Source organism: Crystallibacter permensis (assembly GCF_025960875.1).
GTDB lineage: Bacteria > Actinomycetota > Actinomycetes > Actinomycetales > Micrococcaceae > Crystallibacter > Crystallibacter permensis.
This window is the reverse complement of the sequence record NZ_JAODLR010000008.1, coordinates 47,376-64,892: the sequence shown is the minus strand read 5'-3', so window position 1 is coordinate 64,892 and position 17,517 is coordinate 47,376. Positions and strand designations below refer to the sequence as shown.

Annotated in this window: 16 protein-coding genes; 5 read left to right on the top strand and 11 right to left on the bottom strand. The window is 63.1% G+C overall.

Going from position 1 to position 17,517, the window contains the following annotated elements:
- Positions 1 to 87: 87 nt before the first annotated feature.
- The 5 genes from B0G38_RS11365 to B0G38_RS11345 are packed head-to-tail and all read right to left on the bottom strand — an operon-like array spanning position 88 to position 6,436.
- Complete coding sequence (locus B0G38_RS11365; RefSeq protein ID WP_264669557.1) at positions 88 to 2,478, bottom strand: bifunctional salicylyl-CoA 5-hydroxylase/oxidoreductase; 2,391 nt, start codon at positions 2,476 to 2,478, stop codon at positions 88 to 90.
- A gap of 13 nt (positions 2,479 to 2,491) precedes the next feature.
- The gene (locus B0G38_RS11360; RefSeq protein WP_264669556.1) at positions 2,492 to 4,147 is read right to left on the bottom strand and encodes an AMP-binding protein; all 1,656 of its coding nucleotides are present in this window, start codon (positions 4,145 to 4,147) and stop codon (positions 2,492 to 2,494) included.
- A gap of 46 nt (positions 4,148 to 4,193) precedes the next feature.
- Entirely contained in the window at positions 4,194 to 5,090 is an 897-nt protein-coding gene (locus tag B0G38_RS11355) for an acyl-CoA thioesterase (RefSeq protein ID WP_264669555.1), read from the bottom strand.
- Positions 5,087 to 5,569 (bottom strand): cupin domain-containing protein, encoded by a 483-nt coding sequence (locus B0G38_RS11350; protein ID WP_264669554.1) that lies wholly within the window; start codon positions 5,567 to 5,569, stop codon positions 5,087 to 5,089. Before B0G38_RS11350 ends, B0G38_RS11355 begins: the two co-directional genes overlap by 4 nt.
- A 12-nt stretch (positions 5,570 to 5,581) precedes the next feature.
- Positions 5,582 to 6,436, bottom strand: a complete 855-nt coding sequence (locus tag B0G38_RS11345; RefSeq protein WP_264669553.1) for a fumarylacetoacetate hydrolase family protein — start codon at positions 6,434 to 6,436, stop codon at positions 5,582 to 5,584.
- A gap of 140 nt (positions 6,437 to 6,576) precedes the next feature.
- Here B0G38_RS11345 and B0G38_RS11340 point away from each other — a divergent pair, with 140 nt between their 5' ends.
- A complete protein-coding gene (locus B0G38_RS11340) occupies positions 6,577 to 6,993 on the top strand; it encodes a RidA family protein (RefSeq protein ID WP_264669552.1) in 417 nt (138 codons plus the stop codon).
- A gap of 72 nt (positions 6,994 to 7,065) precedes the next feature.
- Here B0G38_RS11340 and B0G38_RS11335 read toward each other — a convergent pair whose 3' ends face one another.
- From B0G38_RS11335 to B0G38_RS11315, 5 genes are all read right to left on the bottom strand, one after another.
- Positions 7,066 to 7,941, bottom strand: coding sequence for a PaaX family transcriptional regulator (locus tag B0G38_RS11335; protein WP_264669551.1), 876 nt, complete (start codon positions 7,939 to 7,941; stop codon positions 7,066 to 7,068).
- A 72-nt stretch (positions 7,942 to 8,013) separates the two neighbouring features.
- A complete protein-coding gene (locus B0G38_RS11330; RefSeq protein WP_264669651.1) occupies positions 8,014 to 9,705 on the bottom strand; it encodes a thiamine pyrophosphate-binding protein in 1,692 nt (563 codons plus the stop codon).
- A gap of 44 nt (positions 9,706 to 9,749) precedes the next feature.
- Positions 9,750 to 10,247 carry an acyl-CoA thioesterase gene (locus B0G38_RS11325; protein WP_264669550.1) on the bottom strand — a complete coding sequence of 166 codons (498 nt, stop codon included), beginning with the start codon at positions 10,245 to 10,247 and terminating at the stop codon, positions 9,750 to 9,752.
- Positions 10,248 to 10,412: 165 nt separating this feature from the next.
- Positions 10,413 to 11,873: an MFS transporter gene (locus B0G38_RS11320; protein WP_264669549.1), complete on the bottom strand. Its 1,461-nt coding sequence runs from the start codon at positions 11,871 to 11,873 to the stop codon at positions 10,413 to 10,415.
- Positions 11,870 to 13,105: an MBL fold metallo-hydrolase gene (locus B0G38_RS11315; RefSeq protein WP_264669548.1), complete on the bottom strand. Its 1,236-nt coding sequence runs from the start codon at positions 13,103 to 13,105 to the stop codon at positions 11,870 to 11,872. The genes B0G38_RS11320 and B0G38_RS11315 overlap by 4 nt, the downstream gene beginning before the upstream one ends.
- A 25-nt stretch (positions 13,106 to 13,130) precedes the next feature.
- Between B0G38_RS11315 and B0G38_RS11310 the strand changes: the two genes are divergently transcribed.
- Together B0G38_RS11310 and B0G38_RS11305 are read left to right on the top strand one after the other, a co-directional pair.
- The gene (locus B0G38_RS11310) at positions 13,131 to 13,616 is read left to right on the top strand and encodes a cupin domain-containing protein (protein ID WP_264669547.1); all 486 of its coding nucleotides are present in this window, start codon (positions 13,131 to 13,133) and stop codon (positions 13,614 to 13,616) included.
- Positions 13,617 to 13,696: 80 nt separating this feature from the next.
- Positions 13,697 to 14,470, top strand: coding sequence for an alpha/beta hydrolase family protein (locus B0G38_RS11305; RefSeq protein WP_264669546.1), 774 nt, complete (start codon positions 13,697 to 13,699; stop codon positions 14,468 to 14,470).
- Here the strand turns inward: B0G38_RS11305 and B0G38_RS11300 are convergent.
- Positions 14,434 to 15,291 (bottom strand): PaaX family transcriptional regulator, encoded by an 858-nt coding sequence (locus B0G38_RS11300; RefSeq protein ID WP_264669545.1) that lies wholly within the window; start codon positions 15,289 to 15,291, stop codon positions 14,434 to 14,436. The two genes, B0G38_RS11305 and B0G38_RS11300, sit on opposite strands and share 37 nt — an antisense overlap.
- Before the next feature lie 158 nt (positions 15,292 to 15,449).
- Here B0G38_RS11300 and B0G38_RS11295 point away from each other — a divergent pair, with 158 nt between their 5' ends.
- On the top strand, positions 15,450 to 16,634 hold the full coding sequence (locus B0G38_RS11295) for an NAD(P)/FAD-dependent oxidoreductase (RefSeq protein WP_264669544.1): 1,185 nt from the start codon (positions 15,450 to 15,452) through the stop codon (positions 16,632 to 16,634).
- The gene (locus B0G38_RS11290; protein WP_264669543.1) at positions 16,635 to 17,513 is read left to right on the top strand and encodes an RNA polymerase sigma-70 factor; all 879 of its coding nucleotides are present in this window, start codon (positions 16,635 to 16,637) and stop codon (positions 17,511 to 17,513) included.
- Positions 17,514 to 17,517 lie beyond the last annotated feature (4 nt).

Sequence of the window (17,517 nt, the reverse complement as noted above, 5' to 3'; positions counted from 1 at the left end):
GGTTGGTATTGCTGAGCTGGGGGCGGGACGGACCGTCAGGCTCCGTCCCGCCCTTCATGTTTACCTGAACCCGCTTCCCTGCGGGAACTACTTTGCCAGAGCAGGCTCTGCCTTACGCGCGGGGCGCCAGCGCAGGTGGGCATTGGCCAGCTCGTCTTCGGTCTCTCGCAGCAGGGACAGCCGGGGCCGGACCGCGTCGGTCCGCGAGCTCGGCGGCTTGCGCCGTCCGGCCCGGAACTGCGGGATCCATTCAGCGCCTTGACCCTTGTAGTCTTGCTCCGCGGCGGCGTGCAGCGTCCACTGCGGGTCATACAGGTGCGTGCGGCCCAGTGCGATCAGGTCGGCGCGTCCGGCGAGCAGGATCGAGTTGACGTCGTCGTACGAGGAGATGGCGCCGACGGCGATCACTGCGATCCCTGCCGGTCCAGCCACTTCCTGCCGGATCCGGTCCGCATACGGGGTCTGGTAGCTGCGGCCATAAGCGGGCTTTTCTTCCTTGCCCACTTGGCCGGTGGAGACGTCGATACCGTCGGCGCCGTGGGCGGCGAAGGCTTTGGCGATCTGAACGGCGTCATCGAGGGTGTTGCCGCCGTCGATCCAATCGGTCGCGGAGATGCGGACTGTGAGCGGTTTCTGTGCCGGCCAGGCGGAGCGAACGGCGTCGAAAACCTCCAGCGGGTAGCGCAACCGGTTTTCGAGGCTGCCGCCGTACTCGTCGGTCCGCTTGTTGGCTACCGGGGACAGGAATGACGAGAGCAGGTAGCCGTGGGCCGCGTGTACCTCGAGCAGGTCGAAGCCGGCTTCGTCGGCTCGGCGGGCGGCGGCGACGAAGTCCGCTTTCACCCGGTCCATTTCGTCGCGGTCCATCTCGCGCGGCGTCTGGCTGCCTGGCCCGTATGGCAATGCCGAGGGGCCCGCCGCTTCCCAGTTGCCGGACTTGAGCGGCTCGTCGATGCCTTCCCACATCAGCCGGGTGGACGCCTTGCGTCCGGCATGCCCGATCTGGGCGCCGATCTTGGCCGAAGAGTTGCCGTGGACGAAGCCTGCTATTTCCTTCCAGCTGTCCCGCTGAACATCGTTGTACAGACCGGTGCAGCCGGGAGTGATGCGTCCTTCTGCCGAAACGCAGACCATTTCGGTCATGACGAGCCCTGCGCCGCCGAGGGCCTTGCTGCCCAGATGCACCTTGTGGAAATCTCCAGGCACGCCGTCAGTAGCCGAGTACATGTCCATCGGTGAGACCACGATGCGGTTCTTCAGTTCCAGCCCGCCGATGCGGTAGGGCTGGAACATGGCAGGGGCTACCTGCGTCAGGCCCTGGGACTCGGCGAACTGCCGGTCCACCCTGTCGGCAAATTCCGGATCACGCAGCCGCAGGTTGTCCTGAGTGATGCGGCGGCTGCGGGTGAGCAGGTTGAACGCGAACTGGGTCGGTTCCTGGTCCTTGTACTGGCCGATGCGCTCGAACCATTCGAGCGAGGCCTGGGCGGCACGCTGGGTGGATTCGACGACCGGCCGGCGCTCGGTCTCGTACGCGGCGAGTGCTGATTCAAGGTCGGCGTGCTCATGCAGGCAGGCGGCCAGTGCGAGGGAGTCCTCCATGGCCAGCTTGGTACCGGAGCCGATGGAGAAGTGGGCGGTGTGCGCGGCGTCGCCGAGCAGGACGACGTTGTTGTGCCGCCAGCTGCGGTTCCGGACGGTGGTGAAGTTGATCCACTTGGAGTTGTTGGCCAGCACCTCGTGGCCGGCGAGTTCCTCAGCGAAGATTTCCTGGATTTTGGCGATCGCCTTCTCGTCCGAGACCCCGGGAGGGAAGACGTCATCGGCGGTTTCGTCGAAGCCGGCGGCATGCCAGACGTCCTCGTGCATCTCGACGATGAAGGTGGAGCCGGCGTCCGAGTACGGGTAACCGTGGATCTGCATGGTCCCGAACTCGGTCTCCTTGACGAAGAACTTGAAGGCCTCGAACACCTGGTCCGTGCCCAGCCACATGAACTTGTTGGGCCGCGGGTCCAGGCTGGGTCCGAAGGAATCGGCGTACTTCGCACGGATCTGGGAGTTCACGCCGTCGGCGGCAAGCACCAGGTCGTATTCGGCTTCCAGTTCTTCCACTGGCGGGGCCATTGTGGAGAAACGCACGTCCACGCCGAGTTCAATACTGCGGCGCTGCAGCAGTTCCAGCAGTTCCTTGCGGCTCATCGCGGCGAAGCCCTGGCCGCCGACCGTAATGGTCTCGTCCTTGAAGTGGATGTCGATATCGGACCAGCGGGCGAACCGGCGGCTCATGTAGTCAGCCACCACGGGATCGGCGTTTCCGATCCCGCCCAAGGTTTCATCCGAAAAGACGACGCCGAAACCGAACGTATCGCTGGCGGCGTTACGTTCCCACACCGTCACCTCATGTGCCGGATCCAGCTGCTTCATCAGTGCCCCGAAGTACAGGCCGCCCGGGCCGCCTCCGACGATTGCGATTTTCATTTTCATTGTCCTTTCAGCGGCCTTGGCCTGCGCCGGCTAATTCTGTGGTTTCTTCCGAGACGGCAGCGCGCAATTTGAAGTGCTGCAGCTTGCCGCTGGGATTGCGGGGCAGCTCGGTCACGAACCGCACGTCCCGCGGATACTTGTACGGAGCGATGGTCGCCTTGACGAAGTCCTGGATTTCTTTGCGCTTGGCGGCGTCAGCTGCGACACCTTCACGCAGCACGATGAAGGCGCAGACCACGCTGCCGCGTTCCGGGTCGGGCCGGCCTATTACGGCGTTCTCCACCACGTCCGGGTGCTGGTCGATCGCGGCTTCGACTTCGGGGGCGCCGATGTTGTAGCCAGAGGAGATGATCATGTTGTCGGAGCGCGCCTGGTAGTAGAAATACCCTTCCTCATCGCGCACGAACGTGTCGCCGGTGACGTTCCAGCCGTTGTGGACGTAGTTCAGCTGGCGCTCGTCGTTCAGGTAGCGGCAGCCGGTCGGGCCGATCACGGCCAGGCGGCCGGGCTCGTTCGGGGCGGCCTCGTTGCCGTCCTCGTCGAAGATCGTTGCGCGGAACCCCGGGATGGCGACGCCCGTCGCTCCCGGACGTATGTCGTCTCCGACGGCGGAAATGAACACGTGGAGCATTTCCGTGGCGCCGATGCCGTTGACCAGCGACAGTCCCGTGGCCTCGTGAACCGCTTCCCAGGTTTCCTTGGGCAGATGTTCTCCGGCCGAGACCGCGACGCGCAGGTTCTTGAGCAGGTCACCCCGGCCTTCTTTCAGGATGGCCCGGTACGCCGTCGGCGCCGTGAAGAGCACGGTGGCACCGGCGGCAGCGGACTGCCGGGCCAAATCCAGCGGTGTGGCCCGTTCGGTCAGCAAGGCCGAGGCGCCGAAGCGCAGCGGGAAGACTACCAGCCCGCCCAGCCCGAAGGTGAAGGCCAGCGGCGGCGAACCGGCGAAGACGTCGTCGGCCGTGGGTTTGAGGATGTGTCGTGCGAACGTGTCGGCGTTGGCGAGGATGTCCCGATGGAAGTGCATGGTGATTTTCGGGGTGCCCGTGGTGCCTGATGTCGGCCCCAGCAACGCCACGTCGTCCGCCGCCGTCGGCACATCCTGGAAGGTCCCGTTCTTCGCGGCGCAACGGACGGTAAGGTCGCTATCGTCGCTAGCGCCGTAAGTAACGACGGCGGTGCCCGCCCCTACGGCGTCCTGCATATCCGCCGAGAAGCGGTGGTCCGAAATTGCCACTACAGGCGCGGTAAGTTCGCAGATCTTGGCAACTTCGCTGGCACGCAGTACCGGCATGGTGGTCACAACCACGGCCCCGGCCTTGAGCACGCCGAGCCAGGCAGCCACCAGCCACGGATTGTTCGGGCCGCGCAGCAGGACGCGGTTGCCCGGCACCACACCGAAGTCCTCAGTCAGAACCTGCGCTACTTGGTTGGCGTGCTGCTTCAACTGGCCGTAACTCCAGGTTTCCCCGTCCGGGGTGTGCAATACGGGCCGGTCTGCGCCGAAGGCCTCGACGGCGTCGTCGATAAGGACCGTCGCGGCATTGAGGCGTTCCGGGTACTGAAGTTCCGGCAAGGTGAATTCAAGTACCGGCCACTGCTCTGCCGGCGGCAGGTTATCGCGTGTGAAGGTGTCCACGTGCGCCGATGGTGATAGTTCCATGGCGTTCCTTTCGAATGCTGGATGAAGCGGAGGGATGCGTCCGGTATCAGTTGCCGGCGCGGATCATGCCTTCCTGGGCAACAGTGGCCAGGAGACGCCCCGAGCGGTCGAAGAACCGGCCGGTTGCGAGACCGCGGTTGCGCTGGCCAGTCACGGCTTCCTGAGCGTAGAGGACCCACTCATCGGCGCGCCCTTCGCGGTGGAACCACATGGAGTGGTCCAAGCTGGCGGTTGCCAGGCCGGGTGTGGACCAGTGCAGGCCCTTGGCGCGCAGGATCGGTTCCAGGATCGTGTAGTCGCAGACATAGGCCAGTGCGGCTCTGTGCAGGTTTGCAGTGCTCTGCGCATCCGGTCCGTCGGGCAGGCGGTCGAAGGCCTTGACCCACACTGCTTGCTGCGGCGTCTGTTCGCCCTCGATCTGCACGTACACCGGTCCCGGTACGTGGCGCATGTCGAAGCTGCGGCCAGCTGACCAGTAGGCGGCGGCGTCGCCGTCGACGCCATCCAGTACCTCGGCTGCACTGCGCAGCGACTCGGGCTCCACTGCTGCCGGCATTTCGGCTTGGAAGTCCGGTCCGTCCTCAGGGACCTGGAACGACCCCATAGCGGCGAACACGGTCTTGCCGCCTTGGTAAGCGCGGACGCTGCGGGTTGAATAGCCCCGGCCGTCGCGCAGGTTCTCCACCTCGTAGCGGACTACGGCGCCGATGTCGACGGGTCGCATGAAGTAGCTGTGCATCGAATGCAGCTGGCGGTCCGCGCCGACCGAGCGCATCATCGCTGCCGCGGACTGGGCCACCATATCTCCGCCGTAGGCCTTGGGCCACGGCACATACTGGGTGGTGGCCTCGTAGGCCTCGTCGAAGACCTGCGGCACCACGGCGTCGAGCTCGATGGCGCGGAGGAAGGTCTCGGCGGTCAGGGATCCGGTTAACGTGTTCATGCCCGGCGGTATCCTTCCAGCGTTTCGTCGGCTACATCATCCAGGTTGACCACGAGGTTTTCCGGCGTGCGGGCTGTCAGCCAAACCAGCTCCTCGGTGACGGACATGTTCGCTTCCACGTGCGGCATGAAGGGTGGCACGAAGACCCAGTCGCCTGCCTTCATATCGATGAACTCGGAGTAGTTCTCGCCGAAGTAGATGCGGCCGCGGCCGCGGAGCACGTAGCCGCCGGTCTCGGCTTCGGCATGATGATGCGGCAGGGATCGGTAGCCGGGGACGTTGGAGACCTGGCCGAACCAGATCTTGGTGGCCGGGGTGTGCTGGATGCTGACGCCGGAAACACGGACGCAGTCGCCTGACTGGGCGGTGTTGGTGTCTTCGCTGCCACCGCGGGTTACCACGGGTACCACCTTGCCGTCGCTGCCGGCGTAGATGGAGTTATCGCCCTCGAGGCGGTACTCGGTAGCTGTCTCAGTCATGTCTTCTCCTTCTTAGTGGAATGCAGGTTGGCGGATCAGAACGCGGTTCTCCAGGCGTCCGATGCCGTCGATCTCAGTAGTAATGACGTCGCCGTCGGCGAGGAAGCGTGGCGGGGTCATCCCCATCCCCACTCCCCCGGGGGTCCCGGTCAGCACGAGGTCTCCCGGGCGCAGTGTTGTGAATTGGGAGATGTAGGAAAGCAGGCGTGCCGGACCGAACACCAAGGTCCGGGTATGGCCCTGCTGAACGAGTTCACCGTTGACGTAGCCGCGGACCTCGAAGCCGCCGCCGTCGACTTCGTCGGGGGTCACCATGACCGGCCCGACCGGTGTGGTCCGGTCAAAGGCCTTGCCCTGGAACCACTGCAGCGTGCGGTTCTGCCAGTCACGCATGGAAACATCATTGGCCACTGTGTAACCCGCGATGGCGGCTTCGGCTTCTGCCTCGTTAGCCCGGGTCAAAGTTGCACCGACCACCACGGCAAGCTCCGCTTCCCAGTCCACCCGGCTGCTGCCTTCCACCACCAGTTCATCGGCAGGACCGGCAAGCGTGTCAGCAAACTTAGCGAAGAGGGTGGGGTATTCCGGCAATTCCCGGCCCATTTCCTGTATGTGGTCGCCGTAGTTCAAGCCGCAGCAGATGACCTTGCCGGCTTGCGGCAGCAGGGGCGCCACGTCAGCACTTGCATAAGTAACACCGGCGGAATCAGTCGCCGCCGCCAGAGCCTCTTCAGCCTTCGCCCGCCAGCCCGGATCGCCAAGCAAGGCGCCAACGTCGTCGGCAGGGAGCGGCAGATAAGCGTCCGAACGCAACTGGATCGCTGCCGTCGTCGTTGCTGGGCCGGTGCGGACCGTGGCCAGTTTCATCTCTGGATCTCCTTTGATTCTGATGTATCGACTTTTTTACGGCCGTCACATATGCTCAACGTAGCACGATCGAAAGGATCTGCACTAGAGGTTTTTCTGAAAATCTTTGAGACGGATAACGCGATGCCAAGGAGGCACAGATGAGCAACCAGACCGCAGTCGGTAACCGCACCATCAACCCGGAATCGCTGCCCAAGCCTTCCGGCTACGCCCATGGGATTCTGGCCGGCAATACAGTTTTCCTCGGCGGCCAGACCGCCCTGGACAAGGACATGAAAATCGTCCCTGGTGGCATTCTTGAGCAATTCCGCCAGGCGTTCTCCAACGTTCTGGCTACTCTGACCGAGGCAGGAGGGCGCCCTGAGGACCTCGTCAGCGTGACCATCTACCTGACAGACGTGGATGACTACATGGCCAACGGCCGGGAAATCGGCAAGCTGTGGCGCGAAATGGCTGGTACGGAATACCCGGCCATGGCCGGCATCGGGGTCAGCCGTTTGTGGCAGAAAGAGGCGCTGATTGAGATCCAGGGAATCGCAGTAATTCCAGAGCGCTGACTCATACAGGTGTTGCCCGGCCAGCTGAAACCGGCCGGGCAACACCTGTTTAAGGCCGCCTTCGCGAGGCCCCTAAGTGGCCTCGGCTTTGTTCACGAGGGACATTGCGTAGGCCTCGGCCATGGGGGCGATCAACCTGTGCACCCCGAAGAAAATCCTCCGGACTTCCGGGCCTTGCCATCCCTCCGGCAGGTATGCGAGCGGCAGGCCTGGGTCCCGGTACGGGAGACGGCGCCACAACGTCAGCATGGGAACGTAGTACCGGAAGGCATCGCGGCGAAGTTCTTCGGAGGAATTGGGCAGCGCCGTTGCCGGATCCTCTCCCACATATCTCGTCCAGTCCGCGAGCGAATTTCGGTAGTACTCCATAAACTCGGAAATCTGGACGCCCAGAGCCTCCAGATCCCACCATTTGGCTACCTTGCTTCGCATATCTCCCTCCGCGGAATAGTTCCCGGTAAAGAACTCCACGTACTCGGCCAAGTCCCGGGCGGCCAGCCGACGCTTGGCGCCTTCGCATACACCCGAGGGGGCAATCCACACGCCAGGAGCCATCGCGCCAAAGCCCAGCCGGGTCAGCTCCGTGCGCAGCTGGTGCCGGCGATCGCGCATCGATTCAGGGACGGAGAAGATCGCGAGTACCCAGTCGCCGTCGGGCGTCCCCCTGTAGGGCTCGAAAATGCGTTCGTCGCCCTCATTCACCATTTCCAGCGAGCGTGGTGACAACTCGTACTTAGCCATGCCGCCGTCTTTGACGCTGTTCAACACACCCTTGGCCTTTAGGCGCGACACGGCCGAACGCACCCCTGGAGCGTCATGACCTAAATCCCCGAGCATGTCGATCAGCACCGAGATGGGCAGAGCGGCTCCACCGCCCCTCCCGTAGAGGCCGTAAATGGTGAGGATAAGCTGCTGGTGCCGGAGCGGTGGCGCCGGAACGGCAATCATGTCCTGTGTTCTCGTTTCTTGCCTGGTTGACTGCATCTGGGCCTATCTTAAAGGGTTGACGACAGCTAAGTGTCAGTGGCCTTTAAACGCTTCGGCAAGCCACCACGCACCGCCGTCGGAAGCAATGCGGGCGTCGATGACCAGCGGAGTGTCCCGCCGTCCGGCCAGCCAGCCGGAGACAGCCTCCAGATCGTCGGTACCCTCCACTACGATTCCTTCGGCGCCATAGCCACGGGCGATCGACGCAATGTCTGTCAAGGGGAACCGCACCACGTCGAGATCCTCGTCGCTGGCATCAAAGTGGTGGACTTCAGCCCCGTAAGCGGAGTCATTGTAAACAATGATCAAGAGTGGAATGTGTTCCCTGACTGCCGTTTCCAATTCGGCAATGGACATCAGGAATCCGCCGTCTCCGGTCCCGAGCACCGGCAGCCGATCCGGCCTCGCGGCGGCAGCCCCGATAGCCGTGTACAGCCCCAGGCCAATGGATTGGAACGCCTGGGTAAAGCAAAAACCGAATTCGTCGGGGACGTCCAGGTAGGTGCTGGGGTATCCCATGAAATTGCCGGAATCGATGGCTACGATGCGTTCTGCGGGCAGCAGCTTGTCCAGCTCCCGACTCAGGACCCGCGGGTCGATGGCCTCCGGGGCGGACAGGTCTTCGGTCACGACAGAGGTCCAACGCGCTTCAGCGGCAATTCGTTGAGCCATCTCGTGGTTACGTTGACCGGGAGCGCTGTATCCCGCTGCCTGCAACTCTGCCTGCACTGCTGCCGCTGTTTCTGCGCAGTCGCCGAGCACGCCCAGATCGATAGGGCGATTAGCTCCAAGGGCACTGTCTTCCACATCCACCTGGACAACCTTCGTGTCCGCTGAAATCAACGAGCCGTGCCGCATTGTCCACATGTTTAAGGCGCACCCCCAGCCGACAATCAGGTCAGCACCTGAAATGGTTTCGGCCGTAAACGGCGAGGAGAAGCCACCGGAGATGCCAAGGTTGAACGGATCGCCCTTGAACAGGCCGTGAGCGACGGCCGAGGTCGCCACGAGCGCACCGGAAATCTCAGCCAGTGCTGCAATCTCCTGGGCTGCGCCCCGGCCGCCTCGACCGGCCACGAAGACCGGTCTCCGCGCGCCGCGGATCAGTTCGGCCAGCCTTGAAACGGCCGTCGCATTCGGCCGGACCGGTTGCGGCGGATCGAGCGGGGATACTTGCCCGCCCGCAGTTGCATCTATTGGAATGGCTTGGATATCGGTAGGCAGCGACAGAACTACAGTGCGCCGCTCATTCACGGCCGTACGGTATGCCCGCACCGTGTCTGCGACCGCGCTCTGCGGCGAGTGTATCCGCTCAGGCACGGCGCCCACGCTACGTGCCAGAGCATCCTGATCGATGTTGAAATTTGACCGGATCGCCGGAGCCGCGGTGTCGGCTGTAAGCACGATCATCGGAGTGCGGCTTTTGGCCGCTTCCCCGATACCTGTCACCGCGTTGGTCAATCCGCACCCCTGGTGTGTGGAAACAATCCCGACCTTGCCTGACATCCGTCCATACGCATCGGCCATAGTCGCGGCACCACCTTCATGCCTCGCCGCGGTGAAGGGAACTCCTGAACGGCGCAACGCATTGGTGACGACGAAATTGCCACTGCCCACCACCCCGAAGACATGCCCGACACCGAGCCGGGCCAGTGTGGAACCGACTAGTTCGGCCACATTTTCCGGCTGGCGCACCCCCACCTGCCCCTCGAGACGTCCCGGCATACTGCGCGTTACCGTGCCACCAAAATTTTCCTGCGTATGGACAGTCATTTGGTCTCTTTCTGAAGCACTAGGCGCCTCTGAGGCGACGAATTAGTTGGTGCGATCAACTGGGTACGGTCGGAGTCCGACAAGGCGGCACGCATGTGTTCCGGCCACGGCTGCGCCCGCTCCGCCCCCTGAGGGACGAAAACGGTGGTGAACGTTCCATAAGCCGCAAGACCGCCGTCGGACTTCTCGTGAGGATGGCCGTGCACCTCGAATACGAACGTCATCGATGTACATCCAATCTCTTCCAAAGCTAAAGTCGCAGTAATGCGCTGGCCGAACCAGAGTTTGGACCGGTAGTTAATAATCTGCTGCACGCGTGGCGCACTGGGAAAGTAGTCCGGAAGAGCGAGTTGACGAAACAATTCCGCCTCGGCGGCCTCAACCCAGCGCATCACTGCAGAGTTATGCTGGTGCCCAGCGGCATCCGTGTCGACCCACTCCACTGTTCGGTCGATACCCGCGCTCACTATTGGCGTGACTTCTTCGTGAACCACGGCTCCCTCTCCTGACCGGCGTTTCTCTCTTTCCATCCATCATATGGTGTAAATTTTACGATCGTACAATTTAATCGAGAAATAGCGGGATCGGAAAAGACTCCGGACAAGGCATCGCTGCCCATCAGACAACGGAGCCGATGGGCAGCGACAATCCAATGACCATTAGCCGTTGTAGGCAAAACGTTCCTGGAGGCGTGCAGCAGTACGGTCGGGGTTCAGCAACAGGATGCTGATGGCACCGACCACCACCAGGTAGATGCCGATCATCCAGAACGACGAATTCATCCCCTCGGCCAGGCGGGCAGCCATCTCTGCTGTATCCGCGACCCCCTTGGCCGCCGGAAGGTAGCCGGCATTGTCCATGAGCATGCCCACCATGGCCGGCGCCACGACTCCGCCCATGGAGGCAAAACCCGTCAGCGTCGCCATGACGGCTGCCCGCTGCTTTGAACATACGGAGAAGGCCAACGCAGTTGGGGCCAGCGGGTAAGTCATGGCAAGGCCGGCACCGACAGTCACGGCGACAACCGCAGCCACACCGCCAAGATGTGGCAGCAGCAGGAAGCACGCTCCGGAACACAGCAGAGTGGCGCCGAAGAGCGCTCCGAGAGCCCAGCGAACCGTCACACCCTTCCGCATCAGGAAGCGCGATCCGTAACCGACCACCAGGAGCGCTACTGCGCCAAAGACCCAAGGGAACGTTGAGACGAGACCGATCATCTCGGGCGACAGCGAGACGACCGACGCCAGATACTTCGGAGACCAAGTTGTCAGGAAGCCTTGCGCCCAGAAGCAGCCGGCTCCGGCCAGGACGGCAGCCACGAACATGCGTGTTCCAAGGACACGGCGGATCGGCACGATCTTAAGCAGATCCGCCGTGTCTGCGATGCTTTCCCCGTTGCGGGGCCGCCCGGCTGTTGTGCCGGCTTCTTCCTGCTGTGTTTCTTCGACCGAATCGCCCGTTTCGGATTCCGGGGTTGAACGGGAGGTGTGGCTATAAGGCCCCTCGCGCCCGATGAACAGCCAGCACAGCGACCACAGGAGTCCGACTATGCCCAGGAACCCAAATGCCCAGCGCCACCCAAGAGCGGGGTTGGCAATAATCCAGGCGAGGACAGGCGCCGCGACGATCGGCCCCAGCGTCGAGCCGACGGCGACCATACTGCTGGGAAGGCCTCGCTCTTTGGCGGAGAACCAGCCGTGTACGTGCTGCAGGCTGATCGGGGTCGCCGGCCCCTCGGCGGCCCCGAGCAGAATGCGGGTGACCAGCAATACCGCGGCGCCGCCGCCAAACAGCATGGGAAACTGCAGTACTGCCCAGGAAATGCCCATGACCAGGAGGATCCACCGGGTGGGAACCTTCCCGGCAAGGAATCCGACAGCGATGGCGGCGACGGCGAACAGGAAGAAAAACGCACTACCGATGAAACCGAACTCACCGGCGGTGAGTCCCAGATCGCGCATGGCCGGGTCAGCCACCAGCCCGATGACGGCTTTGTCGGCGAAGTTGATGATCTGGAAGACCACTAGGGCACCGGTCACCAGCCAGGCACGACGGTTCATTTTTCCGTACTTGACCGCGGCGCGAAGGGTATGCGGCGGGATCTGGCTCTGTGTGGTCATGCCGTTGCCTCTGCTTTCTCCAGTTGGGTTTCGTGTTCAGGCACGACCGGAACCACAAAGCAGTCATTATCTTCGGCCACCTGGACAGGTCCGTCAAAGTCCAGGCTGGCCACCTGCTGCATCTTCTGGACATCTGCCGCACCCGGCGTATTCGGCACAATATGATGCAGCACCAGCTGCCCAACGCCGGCAGCCTGGGCCACCTTGCCAACCTCATCAAACGACGTATGCGATTCACGCAGATGGATCTCGATCCCGTCGCGCGTGGGACCATCCGGGAACGTGGCCAGGATCGCCTGCAGATCCATGACTTCATGCAGCAGAAGGTCCGCGCCGCGCGCCAGCCGGATGCAGTTTTCGGAGTATGCCGTATCGCCAGACACCACCACCGATCCGTAAGCGGAATCGATCCTGAAGGCGAAGGCGGGAAAGCACAGCCGGTGGTCCACGAGGATTGCCGTCACGGTCACCAGTTCGTCCCGGTACACCTCGAACGGCTCCATCTGCGGATGCCGCGCCTCTACCGGATCCGCATTGGCGGCCGCCGGGATCTCGATATCGTGCGCAATGACCCAGTTGTGAGGTTCCTCGCGCCCTTCGTCCGCCATCCGAATGCAGATGTCGGAAGCAAACACCTTATCCAACAAGGCATCAACCACCTCGGTTGTTGCGGTCATTGCCCGCCCAGCAACCCGAGCGTCAATCTGAACCGCGTGCTCAGCATCCAAGGCAGGAACCCGCGACGGACGTCCGGGACCAAAGACTTCGATTGGGCGGCTGAACGACTCGCCCGGCACCTGCCACCCCGTCACCAGGAACGAACCCAGGTCGTAGATATGGTCTGAATGGTGATGTGTGAGGAAAATCCCCCTCAGGTCCGGCCACGCACAACTGGAGCGATAATTGCGTATGCTGCCCATGCCACAGTCGATGACGTAGGCCGCGTCGTCTACCTTGACGACAGTGCTGGTGCCGGCGCGACTGCCCGAGACAATGGGACCGCCTCCGGTTCCCAAAGTGTGGACGGTCATTCCTTGTACTGATTTGCTCATATTTGCCCCTCGTTTCCTCGATGGCGGGCGGCGCCACAGCTGGTCGAAGAAATGCTGTGGCTTGGCGGATGCTTTGACGTCGGACTCGCCGACAAGAGCGTGACTCAAATCATATGTAGCGTTTTTTGCGATCGCAATACCTATTGCATATTGATTTTTCGTCTGCCATGCTGACGGCACCTCATATTCGATGAAAGGACCAGTTATGGAACTGCAGCAAGACCAGGAAATTATTCTCGGTGATCTGCCCAAGGGCATCACGCTGGCCAGCGAGGCCATGGGAAATAAGACGTGGAACGTGCTCGGCCACACCTACCTCGCCAAGGTCGAAAGCTCATCAAGCTTTGCTTGGCTGTCTCTCGACCCCTCGGGCACTGGAGTTCCCCCGCATGTCCATCCCACGCAGGATGAGCACATTTTCATCATGGAAGGCGTCTACACGCTGTACCTCGACGGAGAGTGGACCACGGCTGGTCCCGGCGACACCGTTCGCATGCCGATGGGACTGCCGCATGCCTACTACAACAAGGGCGAAACTCCGGGCAAGTCGCTATTCTGGGTCAGTCCGGCCGGAAAGCTGTCCGAGCTCTTCGACCAGTTGCATGATCTGACGGATCCGGAAGAAGTAGTCCGTCGTTCCGCCCTCCATGACGTGAACTTCCTTCCGCCGGGTTCAGTTCCTGGCGCCTGATAGCCGGACGAATCGCTGACAGTGTGCTGGCGCAGGGAGTCTCGTTCTCCCGGCGCCAGCCCTACGATAAGGAAACTTCCATGTCATCAGGACTTGTCGCGCCTGCATTACAGCTGGCCTATGGTCCCCACACGCAACAGACCGTTGAGTGCTGGGATCCCGCCGGTGGCGGGCCTCCCCAGGGTGTAGCCGTCCTCATCCACGGCGGCTATTGGCGTGCTGCGTTCGACGCTTCCCTCATGGCCCCTCTGGCCCATGACCTGACGCAGAGCGGCTGGGCCGTTGCCAATGTCGAGTACCGCCGTAACGGCAACGGCGGCGGCTGGCCGACGACTGGGGATGACGTCAGGGCTGCCGTTGCTGCCGTCGCCGCAACGCCTTGGCGCGAACAACATGAGGGGCCGGTAATCGGCGTCGGCCACTCTGTAGGCGGACAATTGGCGTTGCTGGCGGTGGACCTGCTGGACGCCGTCGTCGCTCTGGCCCCGGTTACAGACGTCGCCCGCACTTACCGCGAGCGGTTGGGCGAAGGTGCCGCTGCAGAATTCTTCGGCGTTTCCCCGGAAGAGGACCCGGCTGTTTATGAATCGGCGTCGCCGCTCAGCCGGCTCCCGCTATCTGCTCCGACGCTGGTAGTGCATGGGGCGGTGGACCAGCGGGTTCCTGTAGACCACTCGATGGACTTCGTCGCGCGTGCCCGCACCGCCGGAAGTCACATCGATTTTGAATCGCCGCATGACTTGGACCATTTGGCCGCGATCGATCCTTCCACCCGCTCATGGTCGTCCGTACGCAACTGGATGGCGCACATCGGTTCTCAGTCACCTCGCGTACGGACCAACTCTTTGGCGTAAGCCGCTGCCGGTTCTTCAAGAATTCCGTGCAGTGTCAGGAACGCCTTCTTGGCGCGCGGCGCTTTCCAACCTTCGGGAAGGTACTCCAGGGGAAGATTCGGGTCCTGGTACGGAAACTTCCGCCACATCGTCAGCATGGGAACGTAGGTGTGGAAGGCATCCAGCCGGTCCTCGACAGAGAACCCTGCCGCGAGACTCGCACGGTGCTGCCATTCTTGGACGAGACCCTCATAACGGTCGATGAACTCTGAATACTCCTGATCCAGCGTTTGCAGGTCCCACCACTGTGAAACGTGCTGCCGGATCTCTCCGCCCTTGAGGTAGTCACCGGAGAAGTATTCGGCGTAGCCATCCAGCTTTCGGGACGCCAACCGCTCCACTGCCTGCTCCAGCCCCGTACTGGGCGCAATCGCTACTCCCGCAGCGACAAATCCGAATCCCAGACTGGTCAGTTCAGCCCGTAGTTCATAGCGCCGGTTGCGTTCCGCCTCAGGAACCGAAAAGACCACAAGCGCCCAGGGATCGCCCGGTTTGGAGCGCTCCGGCGCGAAGATCCGCTGGTCGTATGCGTTAAAGATGTCAAGGATGTCCCTAGACAGCGCATATCGAGCTACGCCATCCTCTTTCTGGCTGAGCAGGATGCCCTTGGACTTGAGTCGGGAGACCGTAGACCGGGCTGCCTGTTGGTCAATCCCCAGCGCGGCGAGCATAGAGATCAAGGTGGAGACACGCAGCGAACCGCCGGTACCTTCAGCATAAAGCCCGTACAACGTCACGATGAGCTGCTGGTGTTGCATGCGATGGGTGCGGGGCGGTGCCATGGAGGGTCTGCTCTATTCACTGACGATCGGGGATGTACCCCATCCTATGAGTACTGCACGCAAGGTCCTGTGCATCTCCAATAGGCTCGCCGCGGGTGTCACAAATCGGGACCTACCGGTGTCCTATGTGTACATCGGCAACAGCAAAGGAGAGAACGGTGTCTGCATATCAGCGAGTAGTCATTATCGGAGCCGGTTATGCGGGGGTTATGGCGGCCAATCGCCTGGCCGGCAGCAAGAGCCTAGCCGGCCAAGTCCAGGTGACCGTGGTCAATCCGCACGCGGAGTTTATTGAACGGATCCGGCTGCACGAGGTGGCCGCCGGAAGCCGCGAGTCGGCAGCGGTGCCGATGGCTTCTTTGCTCAATCCGGCCGCCGCCGTCGTTGTTGGAACTGCAGCGCGGATCGATCCGCACGCCCGGCTGGTGCAGTTCGCGGACGGCCGCGACCCGCTGGCGTACGATCTGCTGGTTTACGCGGTGGGCAGCGCCAGCGCAACCGCCGGGGCCGGCTCGGAGGGCTACGGAGTGCAGTCTGCGCAAGAAGCTGCACGGCTGCGGATCAGGCTGGAGCAGCTTAATGCCGGCGCCGTGGTCACCGTGGTGGGCGGCGGCTTGACCGGGATCGAGACTGCTTCCGAAATCGCGGAGCGGCATCCGCGGCTACGTGTGCGGCTGGTTTCCAAGGGTGGCATCGGCGCGGATCTGTCCACAACCGGGCGGCGGGAACTGCAGCGGACGCTGCGTGCGCTCGGCGTCGAACTCGTGGAAAACACCGAAGTGGAAAATTCGGGCGAAGGCCAACTAACGACGTCGTCCGGAGCAAGGCTCGAGTCGGACTGCACGGTTTGGACCGCGGGATTCAGCACGCCGGACCTCGCCCGCGCCAGCGGACTGCCCATCGATCCGGACGGCCGCTTGCTGGTGGATGAAACCCTGTCCGTCCCGGAGTTTCCGGAAATCTTCGGCGCTGGCGACGCCGTCCGCCCGCCGGATTCGGTGGCCGCGCACCTGCGGATGTCCTGCGCCGCCGCCATGCCGATGGGAGCGCATGCGGCGGACAATATCATCGCCCGGCTGGAGCGGCGCGCTCCCCAAGTGTTCTCCAACGGGTTTCTGGCGCGGTGCATCAGCCTTGGACGTACGGCCGGCCTCATCCAGTTTGTGCATGCCGACGACCGGCCGCGCCCCTTGGCCATCGGCCGGCAGCCCGGCGCTTTCCTGAAGGAGCAGGTGTGCCGCCTGGCTCTGAGGTGGATGCGGAACGAGCTTCGCCGCAGCGGGTCCTACAGCTGGCCGAAGGGCCCTCGGGCAGCGCAGCCACAACTGGCGGAGGCACGGTAGATGGGATCGCCGGAGGTCTTCGAGCAGCACCGCTCCCTGCTCTTCGCCATTGCCTACGAGATCACCGGCGCCGCCGCGGACGCGGAGGATGTGGTGCAGGACAGCTACCTGAAATGGGCCGAGGTGAACGACGACGGCGTGGGCAATCCCCGCGCCTACCTCGCCAAGATCGCCACGCGCACCGCGCTGAATGCGCTGAGGTCCTCGCAGCGCCGTCGGGAAGAATACGTGGGTCCGTGGCTGCCCGAGCCGATCCTGACCGGGCCGGATGTGGCCGAAGATGCGGTGCTGGGCGAGGCGCTCTCCGTGGCTATGCTGGTGGTGCTCGAGTCCCTGACGCCGGACGAGCGGGCCGTCTTTGTGCTGCGCGAGGTCTTCGACTTCCCCTACACCGAGATCGCCGAGGTTACCGGTAAGTCCCAAGCGGCAGTCCGCCAGCTGGCGCACAGGGCAAAAGAGCATGTAAGCGCCCGGCAACCACGTTTCGAAGTTGGCACGCGGCAGCAGCGCGAGGTGGCGGACCGGTTTATGGCGGCAACCCTCGGCGGCGACCTGCAGTCCCTGATGGATGTCCTGGCCCCGGGCGCCGTTCTGCTCGCCGACGGCGGCGGCAAGGTCTCCACTGCACGCAGGCCCGTGCACGGCCCGGAGAAGATTGCCCGCTTCCTCGTGGGTGTCCACTCCCGCCCGCTGCCCGACATGCGGGTGGAGTTTTCCACCCTCAACAACATGCCCGGCCTGCTGGTGTTCAGCGGCGGTCGGCTGGATGTGGCGGCCATGGTGGAAGTCCACGGCGGACAGGTCACCGGCGTCTACGTTGTCCGCAACCCGGACAAGCTGGTGCTGCTGGCCCGCGGCACACGCGGTGTGTTGGGCTGAGGCT